This window comes from Brevundimonas sp. (assembly GCF_035998205.1).
Classification (GTDB): Bacteria; Pseudomonadota; Alphaproteobacteria; order Caulobacterales; family Caulobacteraceae; genus Brevundimonas.
Genome location: NZ_DASYHT010000004.1, coordinates 874,946 through 889,422, shown reverse-complemented (window position 1 = coordinate 889,422; position 14,477 = coordinate 874,946). Strand labels below are relative to the sequence as shown.

Here is a 14,477-nt window from a genome sequence, read left to right as displayed (position 1 = left end):
ATAGGCCATCGCCTTGGCGCCGCCCGCCTTCGCCAGCGTCATCGTGATCGCCGCCGTCAGCGTCGTCTTGCCGTGGTCAACGTGACCAATCGTGCCGATGTTGCAGTGCGGCTTCGTGCGTTCGAACTTTTCCTTGGCCATGGCCAAAACTCCTGACCGCCGAAGGCGGGTTGTTCGTCAAAGGGTGAATGGAGCGGGTAGACGGGATCGAACCGACATCCTCAGCTTGGAAGGCTGCTGCACTACCATTGTGCTATACCCGCGCGAACGGCGCGGAACCTCCAGCGGAGGGCCGCGTCGGTCCGACCCGGCGCCTCGCCCTGACCTGTGTCGAAACCGGTGGTGGGGGAAGCAGGACTCGAACCTGCGAAGCTTACGCAGCGGATTTACAGTCCGCCCCCTTTGCCGCTCGGGACATTCCCCCGCACGGGTTTCGAACCGGTCAGGGCCCGTCGGAGACACCTCGAAAGGCGTTTCCGCACAAAGGTCTTCGTGATCCGGCAACGCCTGGGATAGAGGGAGCGCCAGACCCGAAAGCCCTAGGGCCCCAAATCGGAGCGCGTCTTATAGTGTCGTCGAACCGCGAACGCAACGACCGGAAAAGCGGGAAAAAGCCGCCCCGGAAACCGGCTTCGGAAGGCCCGCGCGGCCGGGCTTCCGGCCCCGGTCAGGCTTGGTCTCCGGCGGTACAGGCCAGCGGCGGCGCTGCGCCGCGCGGGGCGCGCGGACGGCTGGATCCGGACCAGGTCCTGTGGGGCCGGCACCCGGTGCTGGCGGCGCTGGCGAATCCCGCCCGGCAGGGCCGCGGTCGCCTGTTCGCCACGCCGGACCGGGCCGAGGAGCTGGCGCGCGACGGTCTGTTGCAGGGGCGCGAGGTCGAGCGGATCGAGGCGCGCGACCTCGACCGCATGCTCCCCCCCGGCGCGGTGCACCAGGGCCTGGCCTTCAAGGTGGCCCCGCTGGAGGGCGTCGCGCTCGAGGCGCTGGCCGAGCCGGCGGAGGGGGTGATCGTCATGCTGGACCAGCTGACCGATCCGCAGAACGTGGGGGCCATCTTCCGCTCGGCGCTGGCGTTCGGGGCGCGGGGCGTCATCGTGCAGGATCGCCACTCGCCGGCGCTCGCCGGGGCGCTGGCCAAGGCGGCGGCGGGGGCGACCGAGCGTTTGCCCTGCGCCCGGGTGGTCAATCTGAGCCGGGCGCTGGAGGCCCTCGCGGACCTGGGCTGGCGGGCTGTGGGCCTTGACGGCGGCGCGGAGGCGACCCTCGACGAGGCGCTGGACGCCCGGCCGACGGTGCTGGTCATGGGCTCGGAAGGGGAAGGGCTGCGGCGCCTCGTGGCCGAGCACTGCGACGCCCTTGCGCGCATTCCCATGCCCGGCGGCTTCGAGAGCCTGAATGTCTCCAACGCCGCGGCGGTGGCGCTCTACGAGGCCTCCCGCAAGCAGGGCGAAAGGCCCTAGCTCGCGCCGTCCAGCATCAGGCGCAGGCCGAGGGTTTCGGCCAGCGCCTTGGCCCGACGCCGGGTCTGTTCGCCCAGCAGCAGGTCGGCGTACTCCGGCGAAGCGGTCAGGCGCAGCCGCTCTGCGTCGAGGCTGAGGCTGGCATTGGCCAGAAGCTGGGGCGAGCGCCCGGACAGGTCGCAGGCGAGTCGCAGGGCCTGCCCCAGGGCCCGCGCCCGACGCCGGCCCGCATCGTCCAGCAGACGGGCCACGAGCGCCGGCTCCGGCGTCGCCTCCGGCCCGCCGTAGCGCCCGTTGAGCACCGCCGCCAGATAGGCCCGCTCCGGGTGGGTCTGGCCTGGAATCGGACTGCGCAGCACCTGGTCAAACACCAGGTCGACCCGGTGATCCGGGTGCAGTCGCGCCCCGAGATCCGCCAGCCGGCAGGCGGCGGCGGTCAGCACAGCGTCGCGGGCGGCCCCGAACAGGGGCGGCAGGGCTGCCGTGACCGGCGTGATCCACGCCTCGAGGGCGGCGGGCAGATGGGGCGATACGCCCTGACGGGCCCCGAGCGCGGCGCAGCCCGCCAGCAAGGGATCCGCGTTGCTCTCGCCCAGGTGTTCGAACAACAGGCCCTCGCGCAGGCCCCAGGCGGAGAAATTGATCCGCTTCAGCCCCAGTTGCTCGATCAGCCCCTCAAGGGCGAGGGCGGCGTAGGGCAGGGTCTCCGCCCGCTTGCGCGACACTCCGGGCAGCTTGTCCAGCGACGCGCGGGACTGGCGCGCCACCAAGCGCGCCACGTCGAGGGCGTCGGCGGCGTTCATGGCGTACTGGTGCACGACCCGGAGCGGGTAGTCGCCCAGGGCCATGTGCACCTGGGCCAGGCTGCGCCATGCGCCCCCGACGGCATAGAGCTCATCGGTCGCAAACGGCGCGGCGGCCGGCTTCAGCCGCTCCGCCACGGTCTGGCGCAGCCGGTCGGCGTCAAAGCCTTCGCCCTGGGCCAGGGCGAAGGGGCCGAGCGCCAGGGTGACGCCGTCGCCGATCCGGCCGCCGGCGACACGGACCAGCTCCAGCGAGGCCCCGCCCATGTCGGCGACCACGCCCATCGCGTCCGGCGCCCCGGCCAGGGCGCCCAGGGCGGCGTACCGGGCCTCTTCCGGGCCGGACAGGACGCGCACCTTCAGGCCCGTGACCGCCGCCACCGTATCGCAGAAGGTCTGGCCGTCCCCGGCGTCGCGGACGGCCGCCGTCGCCGCCACCAGCGCGGCCTCCGGGGCGACGCCTTCGAGCACGGCCGCGAAGCGGCGCAGGGCGGTCATGGCGACGCCGACGCCCTCGGCGGACAGATGGCCGCTCGCCCGGACGTCCCGGCCCAGGCCGGCCAGCACCTTCTCGTTGAACACTGTCCAGACCGCGCGGCCCTCCACCCGGTACAGCACGAGACGCACCGAGTTTGAGCCGATATCGATGACCGCGACCTCGCGCGGCGACGCCCCCGGATCGACGATCACGACGCGGGCCGCTCGTAGCGCAGGCGGCCGGGCAGGGTCTTCACCTTGCGGCCGCGTCCCGACAGGCTCGGATTGGTCATGAAATAGCGGTGCGCCGAGAAAGGTTTTTTCGAGTCCGGGGTGAGACGGACGTAGGTCCCGTCCGGTCTGAGCTCCCAGCTCTGCACATCGTCCTTGAGGTTGGCGACCATGATCTGGTCCAGCACCTGGTCGTGCACCGTCGGGTTGGTCACCGGGGTCATGACCTCGACCCGACGCTCAAGGTTGCGGGTCATCCAGTCGGCCGAGGAGATGAACACCTTCGCCTTGTCGTGGGGCAGGTCGCGGCCATTGGCGAAACAGACCACCCGGCTGTGCTCGAGGAAGCGGCCGATGATCGACTTGACCCGGATGTTCTCGCTCAGTCCCTTCACGCCCGGGCGCAGGCAGCAGATGCCGCGCACCACCAGCTCGATGCGCACGCCGGCCTGACTGGCGCGATACAGGGCGTCGATGATGTCGGAGTCGACGAGGGCGTTGAGCTTGGCCCAGATCGCCGCCGGCAGCCCTTTGGCGGCGGCGGCCATCTCGGCCTCGATTAGCGCCAGCAGCTTTGTCTTCATGCTCAGCGGACTGACCACCAGCGCTTCCATCTCGTCGGGCGTGGCGTAGCCGGTGATGTAGTTGAACACCCGGGTGGCGTCCCGGGCGAGAACCGGATCCGACGAGAACAGCGACAGGTCCGTGTAGATGCGGGCGGTGATCGGGTGATAGTTGCCGGTGCCGAAGTGGCAGTAGGTCTTCAGCGCCTCGCCCTCGCGCCGGACCACGATGCTCAGCTTGGCGTGGGTCTTGTATTCGACGAAGCCGAACACGACGTGGACGCCGGCCCGCTCCATGGCCCGGGCCCAGCGCAGGTTCGCTTCCTCATCGAAGCGCGCCTTCAGCTCGACCAGCGCCGTGACGTTCTTGCCGTTCTCCGCCGCCTCGATCAGCGCGGCGACGATCGGACTGTCCTTGGAGGTGCGGTAGAGCGTCTGCTTGATGGCGATGACGTTCGGGTCCCGCGCCGCCTGACGCAGGAACTGCACCACCACGTCGAAGCTCTCGAACGGGTGGTGGATCAGGATGTCCTTCTCGCGCACCGCGGCGAAGACATCGCCGCCCTGGTCGCGCACCCGTTCGGGATAGCGCGGTTCATAGCCGGGAAACTTCAGCTCCGGGCGGCCGTAGGCGATCAGCTCGCTCAGCTGGGCGAGGCCCAGCATGCCGTCGACGAGCACCACATCCTCGGGCGCGGCCTTCAGTTCACCCACGATGAAGTTTCGCAGGTCCTCCGGCATGCCGGCCTCGATCTTGACCCGCACGACCGAGCCGAGACGGCGCTGCTTCAGCGCCTCCTCGAACTCCATGACCAGATCCTCGGCCTCTTCCTCGATTTCGATGTCCGAGTCGCGGATGAGGCGCAGCACCCCGGTCTCCTCGACCTCGCAGCCGGGAAACAGATGGTCGATGAACAGCAGCAGCAGCTGCTCCAGCGGGATGAAGCGGCGCCGGGGCCGCGTGGCCCGCGGACCGGCGGGCAGCTCCCAGAAGCGCCGCACCTGGGTCGGCACCGGCACCAGGGCGTAGAAGCGCCGGCCGTCCCGGTTGCGCTTCATCCTCAGCGCGAGGGTGAAGCCGAGGTTGGGCAGGAAGGGGAAGGGATGGGCCGGGTCGATCGCCAGCGGCGTCAGGACGGCGAACAGCTGCGACAGGAACTCCGGCTCCAGCCGGTCCCGCTCGGCCTTCGACAGCCGCGCCGCCTCGACCACCTCGATGCCGGCCTCGGTCATCTCGCGGCGCAAGGCCCGCCAGCGCTTCTGCTGTTCCGTCATCAGCTCGCCGGCGGCGCGGTTGACGCGGACCAGCGTTTCCTCCGGGGTCAGCCCGTCGGCCGAGACGACCCGGACGTGCTCGCGCACCTGCCCCTTCAGGCCGGCGACCCGGGTCATGTAGAATTCGTCGAGGTTGTTGGCCGAGATCGACAGGAAGCGCACCCGCTCCAGCAGGGGATGGGCCGGGTTGGCCGCCTCCTCGAGCACCCGGGCATTGAACAGCAGCCACGACAGTTCGCGGTTGAAGAAGCGCTCGGGGGCGGTCGACAGCTCGGGATCCAGCGCGAGCCGCGGCGCGCGCGAGGCGGGCACGGCGGCCCCGGTCGAGGCGTCAGTGATGGCGGTGTCGCTCATGACCCGGTTGTGGGGCGGCTTGGCGACAGCTGCAAGTCAGGGAACGCCGCATCAGCCCTTGGCGGCGCGGCAGCAGGTCCGGTCGCAGCTCTCGGAGGCCGCGTCGGGGCCGGCCGGTTCGCGGGACGACCATGCCGCGACCTCGGGGTCGGCGAGACCGCGAAGGGCCTCGCGTGCGGCGGCGCGGGTCGGCGGGCGGTCGAGGGCGTCGAGGCGCGCGGCGATTTCCTCCGCCGCCTCGGGCGAGCGGCTGATCCGGCGCACCAGATAGGAGATGACCTCGTCCGGAAAGGCCATGTGGCGCTCGGCCAGCCGGGCCCGCAGCATGGCGGCCAGGATCTCGTCGTCCGGCGCCTCGATCCTCAGCACACGCACCGCGTCGAGCCGGGAGCGCAGGTCCGGCAGGGCGACCTCCCACTTCCGGGGTTCGGCCCGGCACACCAGCAGCAGGGCCCCGCCGCCGGACTGGGCCAGGTTGATGAGGTGGAACAGGCTCTCGTCGTCGGCTTCGGCGGCGCGGTCGATGAGCAGCGGGCGGCCCTCAAGCTCGAGCGGATCGATCAGCGCGGCCTCGGCGCCATGGGCGGCGACCGCCCCGACGCGCTCGGCCCATGCGGCGGCCAGCCGGCTCTTGCCCGCGCCGGCCGGACCCGCCAGCGCCAGCACCCGCTCGTCGCCGCGCGGATCGCTGGCAGGCCACGCGGCAAGCGCCGTTGCGGCCGTCCGGTTGCAGTCGGACAGGATGAACGGCCCCTCGACCGCCGGCTCCAGCGGGAGCGGCAGCTTCAGTTGCGACATGACGCCCGGGTCTGCCATTCCCTACCTTTACCAGAGGGTTGCGGTCCCGAATCAGCGCGCCTGTCCGGGATCGTGGACAAGCCGCGCCGGCCTGTGGATGAGCTTGCTTGACAAGGCGGAAGGTTGATGCGCCCTACGCCGCTTTCCGCCGCCTGCGGCGGTCGATGTCCTTCCCCGCTGAGCCGAAGACCTGATCATGCACGCCTATCGCTCCCATACCTGCGGCGCTCTCCGACTGACCGACGCCGGGGCCCAGGTTCGCCTGTCCGGCTGGGTTCACCGCAAGCGCGACCATGGCGGCCTGCTGTTCATCGACCTGCGCGATCACTACGGCCTGACCCAGCTGGTGCTGCACCCGGAAACGCCGGGCTTTGCGGTGGTCGAACGGCTGCGCGCCGAAAGCGTCATCCGCATCGACGGCGAGGTGGTGGCGCGGGAGGCCGGGACGGTCAACGCCAACCTGCCGACCGGCGAGATCGAGGTGCGGGTCAAGGCGGTCGAGGTCCTGTCGGAAGCCGCCGAGCTGCCGCTGCCGGTGTTCGGCGAGCCGGAGTACCCGGAAGAGATCCGCCTCAAGAACCGCTTCCTCGACCTGCGCCGCGAGACGCTTCACCGCAACATTGTGCTGCGTTCGAAGGTGATCTCCTCGATCCGCCAGCGCATGGTCGAGCAGGGCTTCCTCGAATACCAGACCCCGATCCTGACGGCCTCCTCGCCGGAAGGCGCGCGCGACTTCCTGGTGCCGAGCCGGATGCACCCGGGCAAGTTCTACGCCCTTCCGCAGGCGCCGCAGCAGTTCAAGCAGCTGCTGATGGTGTCGGGCTTCGACCGCTACTTCCAGATCGCCCCCTGCTTCCGCGACGAGGACCTGCGCGCCGACCGCTCGCTGGAGTTCTACCAGCTCGACGTCGAGATGAGTTTCGTGACGCAAGAGGATGTTTTTGCGGCGATCGAGCCTGTCATGCATGGCGTGTTCGAGGAGTTCGCCGACGGCAAGGCGGTCGATCCCTATCCGTTCGTGCGCATCCCCTACCGCGACGCAATCTCGAAGTACGGCACCGACAAGCCGGACCTCAGGAATCCGATCGAAATGTCGGATGTCTCGGAGCATTTCCGCGGCGGCGGCTTCGGGCTGTTTGCCCGGATCCTCGAGACCTCAAGCAATGCCGTCTGGGCCATCCCGGCCCCGAAGGGCGGCAGCCGCGCTTTCTGCGATCGCATGAACAGCTGGGCCCAGGGCGAGGGCCAGCCGGGCCTCGGCTATATCTTCTGGTCGGATGACCAGGGCGCCTGGGGCGGCCCGATCGCCAAGAACCTCGGCCAGGACCAGACCCAGGCCCTGATGACCGCGCTCGGCCTCGGCCAGGGTGACGCCGCCTTCTTCGTCGCCGGTGACCCGAAGGCCTTCTACAAGTTCGCCGGCTCGGCCCGGACCCGCGTCGGCCAGGAACTGGGCCTGATCGGCGACGATGCCTTCCGCTTCTGCTGGATCGTCGACTTCCCGATGTTCGAGTGGAACGAGGACGAGAAGAAGGTCGACTTCAGCCACAACCCCTTCTCCATGCCGCAGGGCGAGATGGAGGCGCTGACGTCGAAGGATCCGCTCGAGGTCCTCGCCTATCAGTACGACATCGTCTGCAACGGCTACGAGCTGTGCTCGGGCGCAATCCGGAATCACAAGCCGGAGATCATGCTCAAGGCCTTCGAGATCGCCGGCTACGGGCCGGAAGTCGTCGAGGCGCAGTTCGGCGGCATGTTCAACGCCTTCAAGTACGGCGCCCCGCCGCACGGCGGTCTGGCCCCGGGCATCGACCGCATCGTCATGCTGCTGGCCGGCGAGACGGCCATCCGCGAGGTCATCGCCTTCCCGCTGAACCAGCAGGGCGAGGACCTGCTGATGAACGCCCCGACCGAGGCGGCCGAGCGTCAGCTCAAGGACGTGCACATCCGCCTGGCGCCCCCGATCAAGGTCTGATCGGGGTTGCGGCCTCAGCCGCCGTTGGCGGCGAGATTACGGGGCGTGGCGGGCGGCGCCGGCGGCCGGACGGGAATGACCACCACCGGGCGGCCGCCGCGGCAGGTGCGGACCTCCAGCCCTCGCGGAACCCGTGTGGCGTTGTCGCCACAGGCCTGGTTGAGCTGGCTCTGGGTCAGGTTTCGCGCCCGGCTGAGATCAGCGCCGCGCAGGTCGGTGCGGCTCATCTCCGCATCCCGAAGGTCTGCACCGACAAGCCGGGCGTCGCCCAGGCGAGCGCCTGACAGATTGCTGTCGCGGAACGACGCGCCGGCGAAATCCCCGTTCGAGAGATTGGCGCCCGTCAGGTCCGCATCGCGGAACGAGGCGCCCGCGGCGCGCGCCCGCTGCAGGTTCGCGCCGAAGATTTCGCTGGAATCGAAGCGCCCGTCGCGCAGGTCGGCGCCGGAGAAGTCTGCGCCGACCAGATCGGCGTCGCGCAGGTTGACGTCCCGCAGGTCGCCGTCGCGGAAGCGGACCCCCTGGGCGTCCGCGTCCGACAGGTCGGCGTCGTGGAACACGGCGCGGCTGAAATCCGCGCCCATGACCGACACCCCGCGCAGGTCGGCGCGGGTGAAGTCGCTGCCGGAGAAGTTGGAGCCCAGCAGCTCGGCGCCGCGAAGGTTGGCGCCGACCAGATTGGCGTCGGTGAAGGTGGCGCCGACGAACGAGGCGCCGGACAGATTTCGGCCCGACAGCTCGCAGCCGCGGCAGCTGCCCCCGAACGAGACCATGCGGGCGACGTCGCGGTCCTGATAGGCGGACAGCTGTTCCGCGTGCGCGGCGCCGCCGAGGGCCAGAACGGCCAGGGCGGAAAGCCAGAAGGGGGCGCGGGAAGCGGCGGTCATGGTCTCTAGATGCGCCCGACGGCGGGGGGCGCCTACTTAAATCGCGGTAAGTTTCAAGGCCGTCAGCAGGTCGGAATGTGCAGGCCAGCCGGCAGGCGGGTCGTGGCGTCGCCACAGGCGGCGCTCAGACGCGCCTGGGTCAGACCGCGCGCCGTGGCCATCTCGGCCCCCGAAAAGTTCGCGCCGGTCAGGGTGGCGCCGGAGAAGTTGGCGCCCTCCAGATAGGTCCCGACGAAGCTGGCATTGGTGAGGTTCGCGCCGCTGAAACTGGCGCCGCCGAACACGCCGCCATAGGCGTTGACATCGCGCAGGTCGGCCCGTGACAGGTTTGCGCGGTTGAGCACCACCAGCGACAGCTCGGCCTGGCGTAGCCGCGCGCCCGCGAGATTGAGGCCGCTGCGTTCAAGGCCGGTCAGGTCCGCCTGGAACAGGTTGCAGCCCGGACAGGCCCCGCCGCTGCGCACGCGGTCGATCTGGCCGGCATTCTGGGCCTGGGCCGGGGCGCTCGCCGCGGCGATGGCGAGCAGGATGGCGGTGATCGCGACGGGGCGACGGGTCATGGCGGGCTCCTTCCCTGCCATGATCGCGCCGGGAGTTTACCATTCGCTGAAGCGGTCAGGCGGCGTTCTGACCTCCCGCCGCCGCCAGCCGGGCCCGGAAGTCGTCGCTCAGGGCCACGGACACGCCGTCGTGGGCCCGGACATAGACCATGCGCACGGCTACCAGCAGGGTCCCGTCGCGGTGAATGTCGATGGCCAGGGTGAAGCTCGAGCGGCCCAGCCGCTCCGCCGCCACGGTGATGTCGAGCAGATCGTCGAAGCGCGCCGGGGCCTTGAACTGCGCCTGGGCGTCGACCGCATAGCACTCCAGCAGATCGGGCACGGTGGTCTGCAGCACGCCGATGCTGCGGAAAAACTCGGTCCCGGCCACGTCGGCGTAGACGAAGTAGTTCGGGTTGAAGACGACGCCCTGAGGATCGACCTCGCTCCAGCGCACCCGCAGGGCGTGGCGGAAGAGGGACGGGGAGACGCTCATGCGAGCCTCAGCCCTGCATCGAGGGCGCGGCCCCGCAAGTGTCGCAGACCCAGCCGCCGCCCTTTTGCTGCAGGGCGAGGTCGCCACAGGCCGGGCAGGCCTCGGCCTCGACATTGGCCGCCGCCGGCGTCGCCTCGTCCCGCCGGCCGAACGGCAGTACGACGAGATTGTCCGGCGCCGCCCCGCGGGCGAAGCCCTTCGAGATGTAGCGGGCGGCGGGCACGGGTTCGTTGGCCGCGTCGGCGCCGGCGCCGGGCGCGAGCCCGTCGGGATTGAGGGCGTCCGGGTCGGCGTTGGCCAGCTCGCTGCGGCCCAGATAGGACACGCCCAGCTCGCGGAAGATGTAGTCGAGGATCGATGTCGCCGAGCGGATCGAGTCGTTGCCGGTGACCCGGCCGGAGGGCTCGAAGCGGGTGAAGACGAAGGCGTCGACGAACTCGTCGAGCGGCACGCCGTATTGCAGGCCGATCGAGATGGCGATGGCGAAGTTGTTCATCAGGCTCCGGAAGGCGGCGCCTTCCTTGTGCATGTCGATGAAGATCTCGCCGAGCTCGCCGTCCTCATACTCGCCGGTATGGATGTAGACCTTGTGGCCGCCGACGGCCGCCTTCTGGATGTAGCCCTTGCGGCGGTCGGGCAGCTTGCGGCGGGCCCGGTCGCGCTCGACCACCCGCTCGACGATGCGCGGTTCCGCGGGCGGCGGCGCAGACACGGCCGCGGCCGGCCGGGCCTCGACAGGATCAGGCAGGGTCAGCTGGAGGCTGGAGGGAGGCGCAGCCGGGTGCAGCCGGATCGCCCGACGACCCTCCTGCACGGCCATGGCCAGCCGACGCGCGCCGGCCTGGCCATCGACGGACCACGGCAGGACCAGCGGGGTCAGGTCCGGGGCGTCGCTGAAGCGCTCGCAGATCCGCCTCAGGGACATCCGCGTCTCGGGGGACGGCGGGGCCAGCAGGCCGGCGGCGGCCGGCGCGCCCGCCCAGTCGGTGAGGTCGCCGGCGCCGAGCGCATGGGCCGAGGCGGCGGCCCGATCCTCAAGGGAGACGCCGAGGTGGTCCAGCAGGTCGCCGGGGCTGTCGGGCGTGACGCCCAGCACGTCCCGAACGAATCCCGGGTCTAGGGCGGCGAAGGCCGCTTCAAGGCTGTCGGCGGCGCCGAGGGCGACCTCCACCACGGCGAGCTCGGCGTCGGTGAAGCCGAGACCACGCAGCCGCTCGTGGTCCAGACCGGGCGCACCGGCGAGGGTGCGGCGGCCGAACAGATGGCGTTCCGCCTCGCCGAGGTCGGCGTCATGGGCGGCCAGACCGGACGCCATCGCCGGGGCGAGCACCGCGATCACCTCGCCATCACCGGTCTCGGCGAAGGACCGGGCCCAGCCCCCGTCGAGACCGAGGCGGAGGGCCAGTTCCCCGTCCGCTTCAGTGAGGGCGATGATCTGGTGCCGGCGGCCGTCCCGCCCGAGGGCCTCGCGGGTTTGCTCGAACAGGGCCGCCGCCCGCTGCGCCATCGGATGGTCCGGCGCCTCGGCGGCCAGCAGTCGGGTCTCAAGGGCCTGAAGGGTTTCGCCGGCATCCGCGGCCCAGGCCGGGCAGGGGCCGAGCCGGGCGGACAGCTCGACCGAGGTCCGGCCGGCGACGGCGGCGACGAGGCTGGCGCGGGCTGTCAGCCAGCGTCCCGCCTCCGGGCTGTCGGCGGCGACGCCGCGGGCCAGCAGCGCCTCCGTGGCCCCGGACAGCGCCAGCGCCAGGGGGCGGGCGAGCCGCCGCGCCGCGGCCGCCTCGTCCGTGTCGGCGTAGCCGGCGGCGAGTTCGATCTCCGCCGCCAGGGTCGCCAGCCGGACCAGGCCCTCGAAGGCGTCGGCACTGTCGCCCAGCCAGTGCTCGCAGGCGGGCAGGGCGATGGCGATGGTCGGTGCGGCCTCAAGGAGGGCCGCTGCCTCGGCGTCGTCGGGCGTGAAGGCGAGGGTCAGGCGACCGTCGCGCGCCGCGGCGATGGCGGCGGCGGCCTCCGGGGCGCCCGCCGCGAGCCGTTCGGGGTCGGCCAGGGCGACGAGGGCCGGGAGGGGGGGGCGCGGAGTCGACAGCGCCTCGACCGGCGGCGCCGCGATGGCGCCGAGGATGGCGGCGTCGCTGGCCCCGGTCCGGCGGGCGGTCCAGGCGGCGCGGGCAAGCGCCGGGTTCCGGGCCGGGTCGGCGCAGGCGTCCGGCGGCCCGTCGCAGCGGCGCACGGCCGCGCTCACCTGGGCGAGGGCGGCGGCGGCTGCGGCGACGGCGTCCGCCTCCAGCGCGCGGGCCTCCAGGGCGGCGGCGCGATCCGCGAGCCGGACGAGGCCGTCAGGCTCCCCGAGATCGAGCAGCCGCCCGACCTGTGGCGGGGACAGCAGGTCGTCGGCCACCGGGTGGGCGCGCAGGCCGTCGCGCCGACCGGCTCCGGGGGCGATCAGGCCCAGCCACACCGCGGCCGCCAGTTCGGCGGCGAAGACGTCGGTATCCTTCGCCCCGCCGAAAATGCCGATCGCGCGGCCCCAGGCGGCCAGTCGCCCCGCCCAGGCCTCGACGCCGAGGGCGTCTGTCACCGCCGCGGTTCCCGCCGAGGCGATTCGCGGCAGATCGGACGGCTGCTGCGCCGCCCAGTCCAGCCAGGCGTCGAGACGCGCGGTGGTCCAGCCGGCGGGGGCGGAAATCTCAAGTATCTGAGGGCCGCGCTCGACCTCGCGCGGCGTGCGGCGCACGGCGGCGGCCAGGGGAACGAAACGGGTCGGGACTCGCACGGCGGACTCCCCCTCGACGGGTCTCGGTCGAGACTAGAGCGTCTGCCGGGAGCCGACAATAAATCTGGGGGGTCGCTTTGGACTTACCCCCAAGATGTGGGCGTGCCGGGCGGCGTCGCGCCGCTGGACGCCGGGGCTTGCGGTTTCTATGATCCGCGCCGACGTCGGGCCGCATTCCCGGCCCCCTCCCGAGACGAGCGACGAGCTGTGCTGGACAAGATCTTCACCTGGTGGAACGGCGCGACCATCGGCACCCTGTTCACTGTGGGCCGTCGCGGTCGGCTGGTCGGATCGGACGAGTTCGGCAACCGCTACTACGAGAGCAAGGACAACGTCAGCTACGACGGCCGTCGTCGGCGCTGGGTGATCTACAACGGCTATGCCGACGCCTCGAAGGTGTCGCCGGACTGGTTCGGCTGGCTGCACTACACCTTCGACCTGCCGCCGACCGAGCAGCCGCTGCCGACCCAGTCGTGGGAACGCCCCTATCTGCCGAACCTGTCGGGCACCCCGATGGCGTGGCGGCCGCCCGGCTCGCTGGCCGCCGGCGGACAACGCCCGGCGGCGACGGGCGACTATGAGGCCTGGAGGCCGGAATGACCGGCCGGGGCCGCTGGCTGCTGGGGGCCGCGCTCGTCGCTCTGGCGGCGTCGGCGGCCGGTCTGGCCCAGGCTGTTCAGGATCCGACTGTACCGCAGACCCCGCCGGCCGAGCCCCAGAGCGCGCCTGCGGATCCCGTCGGGGCCGCCCTGCAGGAACTGACGCCGCCCGCCGTACCTGCGCCGGCTGCAACCCCGGCTCCGGCCGTCGAGACCGCCGAGGTCGCGCCGGAGGGCGAGGACGAGGACACCGAGACCGCGGCGGCTGCCCAGCCCGAGGAGCCGGAGACGCCTCAGCCGCGTCAACGCCGCCCGATCGTCGTGGTCCAGGCGCTCGACAAGATTACCGCCGAGACCATGCGGTTCGAGGTCGAGGTCGGCGGCCGTCCGGTGCGCTTCAACAACGCCCTGATCGTCACGGCCCGCGCCTGCGAGGTGTCGGCGGCCGATGAGCGCGACGAGGACGCGGTGGCCTATCTCGAGGTCAGCCTGCAGCCGCGCGGGGCGGTACAGCCGCAGACGCGCCAGCTGTTCCGAGGCTGGATGTTCGCCTCCACCCCCGGCCTCAGCACGATTGATCACCCGGTCTATGACGCCTGGGTCGTGGGCTGCCGGGCATAGGGGACGGCCTCCGCCCCGGCCATCGGTGCGGCGAAACCGGCGGGATCTGGCGAAACGCCCAGCGCGGGCGCCAGCCGGCGCAGGTACTCCGCCTGGCTGATCTCCTGCGCGCCGAACTGCTGCAGGTGGTCGGTCATGAACTGGGCGTCCAGCAGGACCCAGCCGCCGCGGCGCAGGCGCGCGACCAGATGCACAAGCGCGACCTTGGAGGCGTCGGTGGCGCGGCTGAACATGCTTTCGCCGAAGAAGGCGCCGCCGAGCGTCACGCCGTAGAGGCCGCCCACGAGGGTCCCGTCGCGCCAGCACTCGACGCTATGGACGTGGCCACGCCGCGCCAGCTCCAGATAGAGGCCGCGGATCGGCCCGTTGATCCAGGTGTCCTCGCGCCCGGGCCCCGGGGCGGCGCAGGCATCCAGCACCGCCGGGAAGGCCGTATCGACCCGCACCTCGAACGGCTCGGCGCGCACCGTGCGTTGCAGCCGTGACGGAATGTGGAAGGCGTCCAGCGGGATGACGCCGCGCCGTTCGGGCTCGACGAGGAAGACGCGCGGGTCGTCGCGCGCCTCGCCCATCGGGAAGACGCCCGAGGCATAGGCGGCCAGGAGCTGGTCCGGGCCGAACATGTGGCG

The 14,477-nt window shown here is 71.5% G+C and carries 13 protein-coding genes and 2 tRNA genes; 4 read left to right on the top strand and 11 right to left on the bottom strand.

What is annotated here, in order from left to right:
• From VGN74_RS07225 to VGN74_RS07215, 3 genes are all read right to left on the bottom strand, one after another.
• On the bottom strand, positions 1-141 hold a 141-nt coding region (locus VGN74_RS07225), incomplete at its 3' end, for a GTP-binding protein (RefSeq protein WP_240007774.1).
• A 48-nt stretch (positions 142-189) separates the two neighbouring features.
• Positions 190-263: transfer RNA gene (locus VGN74_RS07220), tRNA-Gly, on the bottom strand.
• 77 nt (positions 264-340) lie between these two features.
• A tRNA-Tyr gene (locus VGN74_RS07215) sits at positions 341-424 on the bottom strand.
• A gap of 145 nt (positions 425-569) precedes the next feature.
• Here VGN74_RS07215 and rlmB point away from each other — a divergent pair.
• Positions 570-1,460 (top strand): 23S rRNA (guanosine(2251)-2'-O)-methyltransferase RlmB, encoded by an 891-nt coding sequence (gene rlmB / locus VGN74_RS07210; protein WP_327446668.1) that lies wholly within the window; start codon positions 570-572, stop codon positions 1,458-1,460.
• Here the strand turns inward: rlmB and VGN74_RS07205 are convergent.
• The 3 genes from VGN74_RS07205 to VGN74_RS07195 are packed head-to-tail and all read right to left on the bottom strand — an operon-like array spanning position 1,457 to position 5,961.
• Positions 1,457-2,953, bottom strand: coding sequence for a Ppx/GppA phosphatase family protein (locus VGN74_RS07205; RefSeq protein ID WP_327446667.1), 1,497 nt, complete (start codon positions 2,951-2,953; stop codon positions 1,457-1,459). The two genes, rlmB and VGN74_RS07205, sit on opposite strands and share 4 nt — an antisense overlap.
• On the bottom strand, positions 2,950-5,163 hold the full coding sequence (locus VGN74_RS07200; RefSeq protein WP_327446666.1) for an RNA degradosome polyphosphate kinase: 2,214 nt from the start codon (positions 5,161-5,163) through the stop codon (positions 2,950-2,952). Before VGN74_RS07200 ends, VGN74_RS07205 begins: the two co-directional genes overlap by 4 nt.
• A 51-nt stretch (positions 5,164-5,214) precedes the next feature.
• Entirely contained in the window at positions 5,215-5,961 is a 747-nt protein-coding gene (locus tag VGN74_RS07195) for a DnaA ATPase domain-containing protein (protein ID WP_327446665.1), read from the bottom strand.
• 196 nt (positions 5,962-6,157) lie between these two features.
• Between VGN74_RS07195 and aspS the strand changes: the two genes are divergently transcribed.
• Entirely contained in the window at positions 6,158-7,936 is a 1,779-nt protein-coding gene (gene aspS, locus VGN74_RS07190) for an aspartate--tRNA ligase (RefSeq protein WP_327446664.1), read from the top strand.
• 14 nt (positions 7,937-7,950) lie between these two features.
• On the opposite strand, the gene VGN74_RS07185 is transcribed toward aspS, so the two are convergent.
• From VGN74_RS07185 to VGN74_RS07170, 4 genes are all read right to left on the bottom strand, one after another.
• Positions 7,951-8,823: a pentapeptide repeat-containing protein gene (locus VGN74_RS07185; protein ID WP_327446663.1), complete on the bottom strand. Its 873-nt coding sequence runs from the start codon at positions 8,821-8,823 to the stop codon at positions 7,951-7,953.
• A 62-nt stretch (positions 8,824-8,885) separates the two neighbouring features.
• Positions 8,886-9,383, bottom strand: coding sequence for a pentapeptide repeat-containing protein (locus tag VGN74_RS07180; protein WP_327446662.1), 498 nt, complete (start codon positions 9,381-9,383; stop codon positions 8,886-8,888).
• Between the two features lie 55 nt (positions 9,384-9,438).
• Positions 9,439-9,858 (bottom strand): thioesterase family protein, encoded by a 420-nt coding sequence (locus VGN74_RS07175; RefSeq protein WP_327446661.1) that lies wholly within the window; start codon positions 9,856-9,858, stop codon positions 9,439-9,441.
• Positions 9,859-9,865: 7 nt separating this feature from the next.
• A complete protein-coding gene (locus tag VGN74_RS07170; protein ID WP_327446660.1) occupies positions 9,866-12,628 on the bottom strand; it encodes a TSCPD domain-containing protein in 2,763 nt (920 codons plus the stop codon).
• 207 nt (positions 12,629-12,835) lie between these two features.
• Here VGN74_RS07170 and VGN74_RS07165 point away from each other — a divergent pair, with 207 nt between their 5' ends.
• Both VGN74_RS07165 and VGN74_RS07160 read left to right on the top strand, forming a co-directional pair.
• Entirely contained in the window at positions 12,836-13,228 is a 393-nt protein-coding gene (locus VGN74_RS07165) for an NADH:ubiquinone oxidoreductase subunit NDUFA12 (protein WP_327446659.1), read from the top strand.
• On the top strand, positions 13,225-13,848 hold the full coding sequence (locus tag VGN74_RS07160; protein WP_327446658.1) for a DUF2155 domain-containing protein: 624 nt from the start codon (positions 13,225-13,227) through the stop codon (positions 13,846-13,848). Before VGN74_RS07165 ends, VGN74_RS07160 begins: the two co-directional genes overlap by 4 nt.
• Here the strand turns inward: VGN74_RS07160 and aat are convergent.
• Positions 13,815-14,471 carry a leucyl/phenylalanyl-tRNA--protein transferase gene (gene aat, locus VGN74_RS07155; RefSeq protein ID WP_327446657.1) on the bottom strand — a complete coding sequence of 219 codons (657 nt, stop codon included), beginning with the start codon at positions 14,469-14,471 and terminating at the stop codon, positions 13,815-13,817. The genes VGN74_RS07160 and aat overlap by 34 nt on opposite strands.
• Positions 14,472-14,477: the final 6 nt, after the last annotated feature.

Bases quoted from the DNA above. Each gene is read 5' to 3' on its own strand.
- VGN74_RS07175 (WP_327446661.1), bottom strand. From the start codon at position 9,858: ATGAGCGTCTCCCCGTCCCTCTTCCGCCACGCCCTGCGGGTGCGCTGG.
- aspS (WP_327446664.1), top strand. From the start codon at position 6,158: ATGCACGCCTATCGCTCCCATACCTGCGGCGCTCTCCGACTGACCGAC.
- VGN74_RS07180 (WP_327446662.1), bottom strand. From the start codon at position 9,383: ATGACCCGTCGCCCCGTCGCGATCACCGCCATCCTGCTCGCCATCGCC.
- VGN74_RS07160 (WP_327446658.1), top strand. From the start codon at position 13,225: ATGACCGGCCGGGGCCGCTGGCTGCTGGGGGCCGCGCTCGTCGCTCTG.
- VGN74_RS07185 (WP_327446663.1), bottom strand. From the start codon at position 8,823: ATGACCGCCGCTTCCCGCGCCCCCTTCTGGCTTTCCGCCCTGGCCGTT.
- aat (WP_327446657.1), bottom strand. From the start codon at position 14,471: ATGTTCGGCCCGGACCAGCTCCTGGCCGCCTATGCCTCGGGCGTCTTC.
- VGN74_RS07195 (WP_327446665.1), bottom strand. From the start codon at position 5,961: ATGTCGCAACTGAAGCTGCCGCTCCCGCTGGAGCCGGCGGTCGAGGGG.
- VGN74_RS07200 (WP_327446666.1), bottom strand. From the start codon at position 5,163: ATGAGCGACACCGCCATCACTGACGCCTCGACCGGGGCCGCCGTGCCC.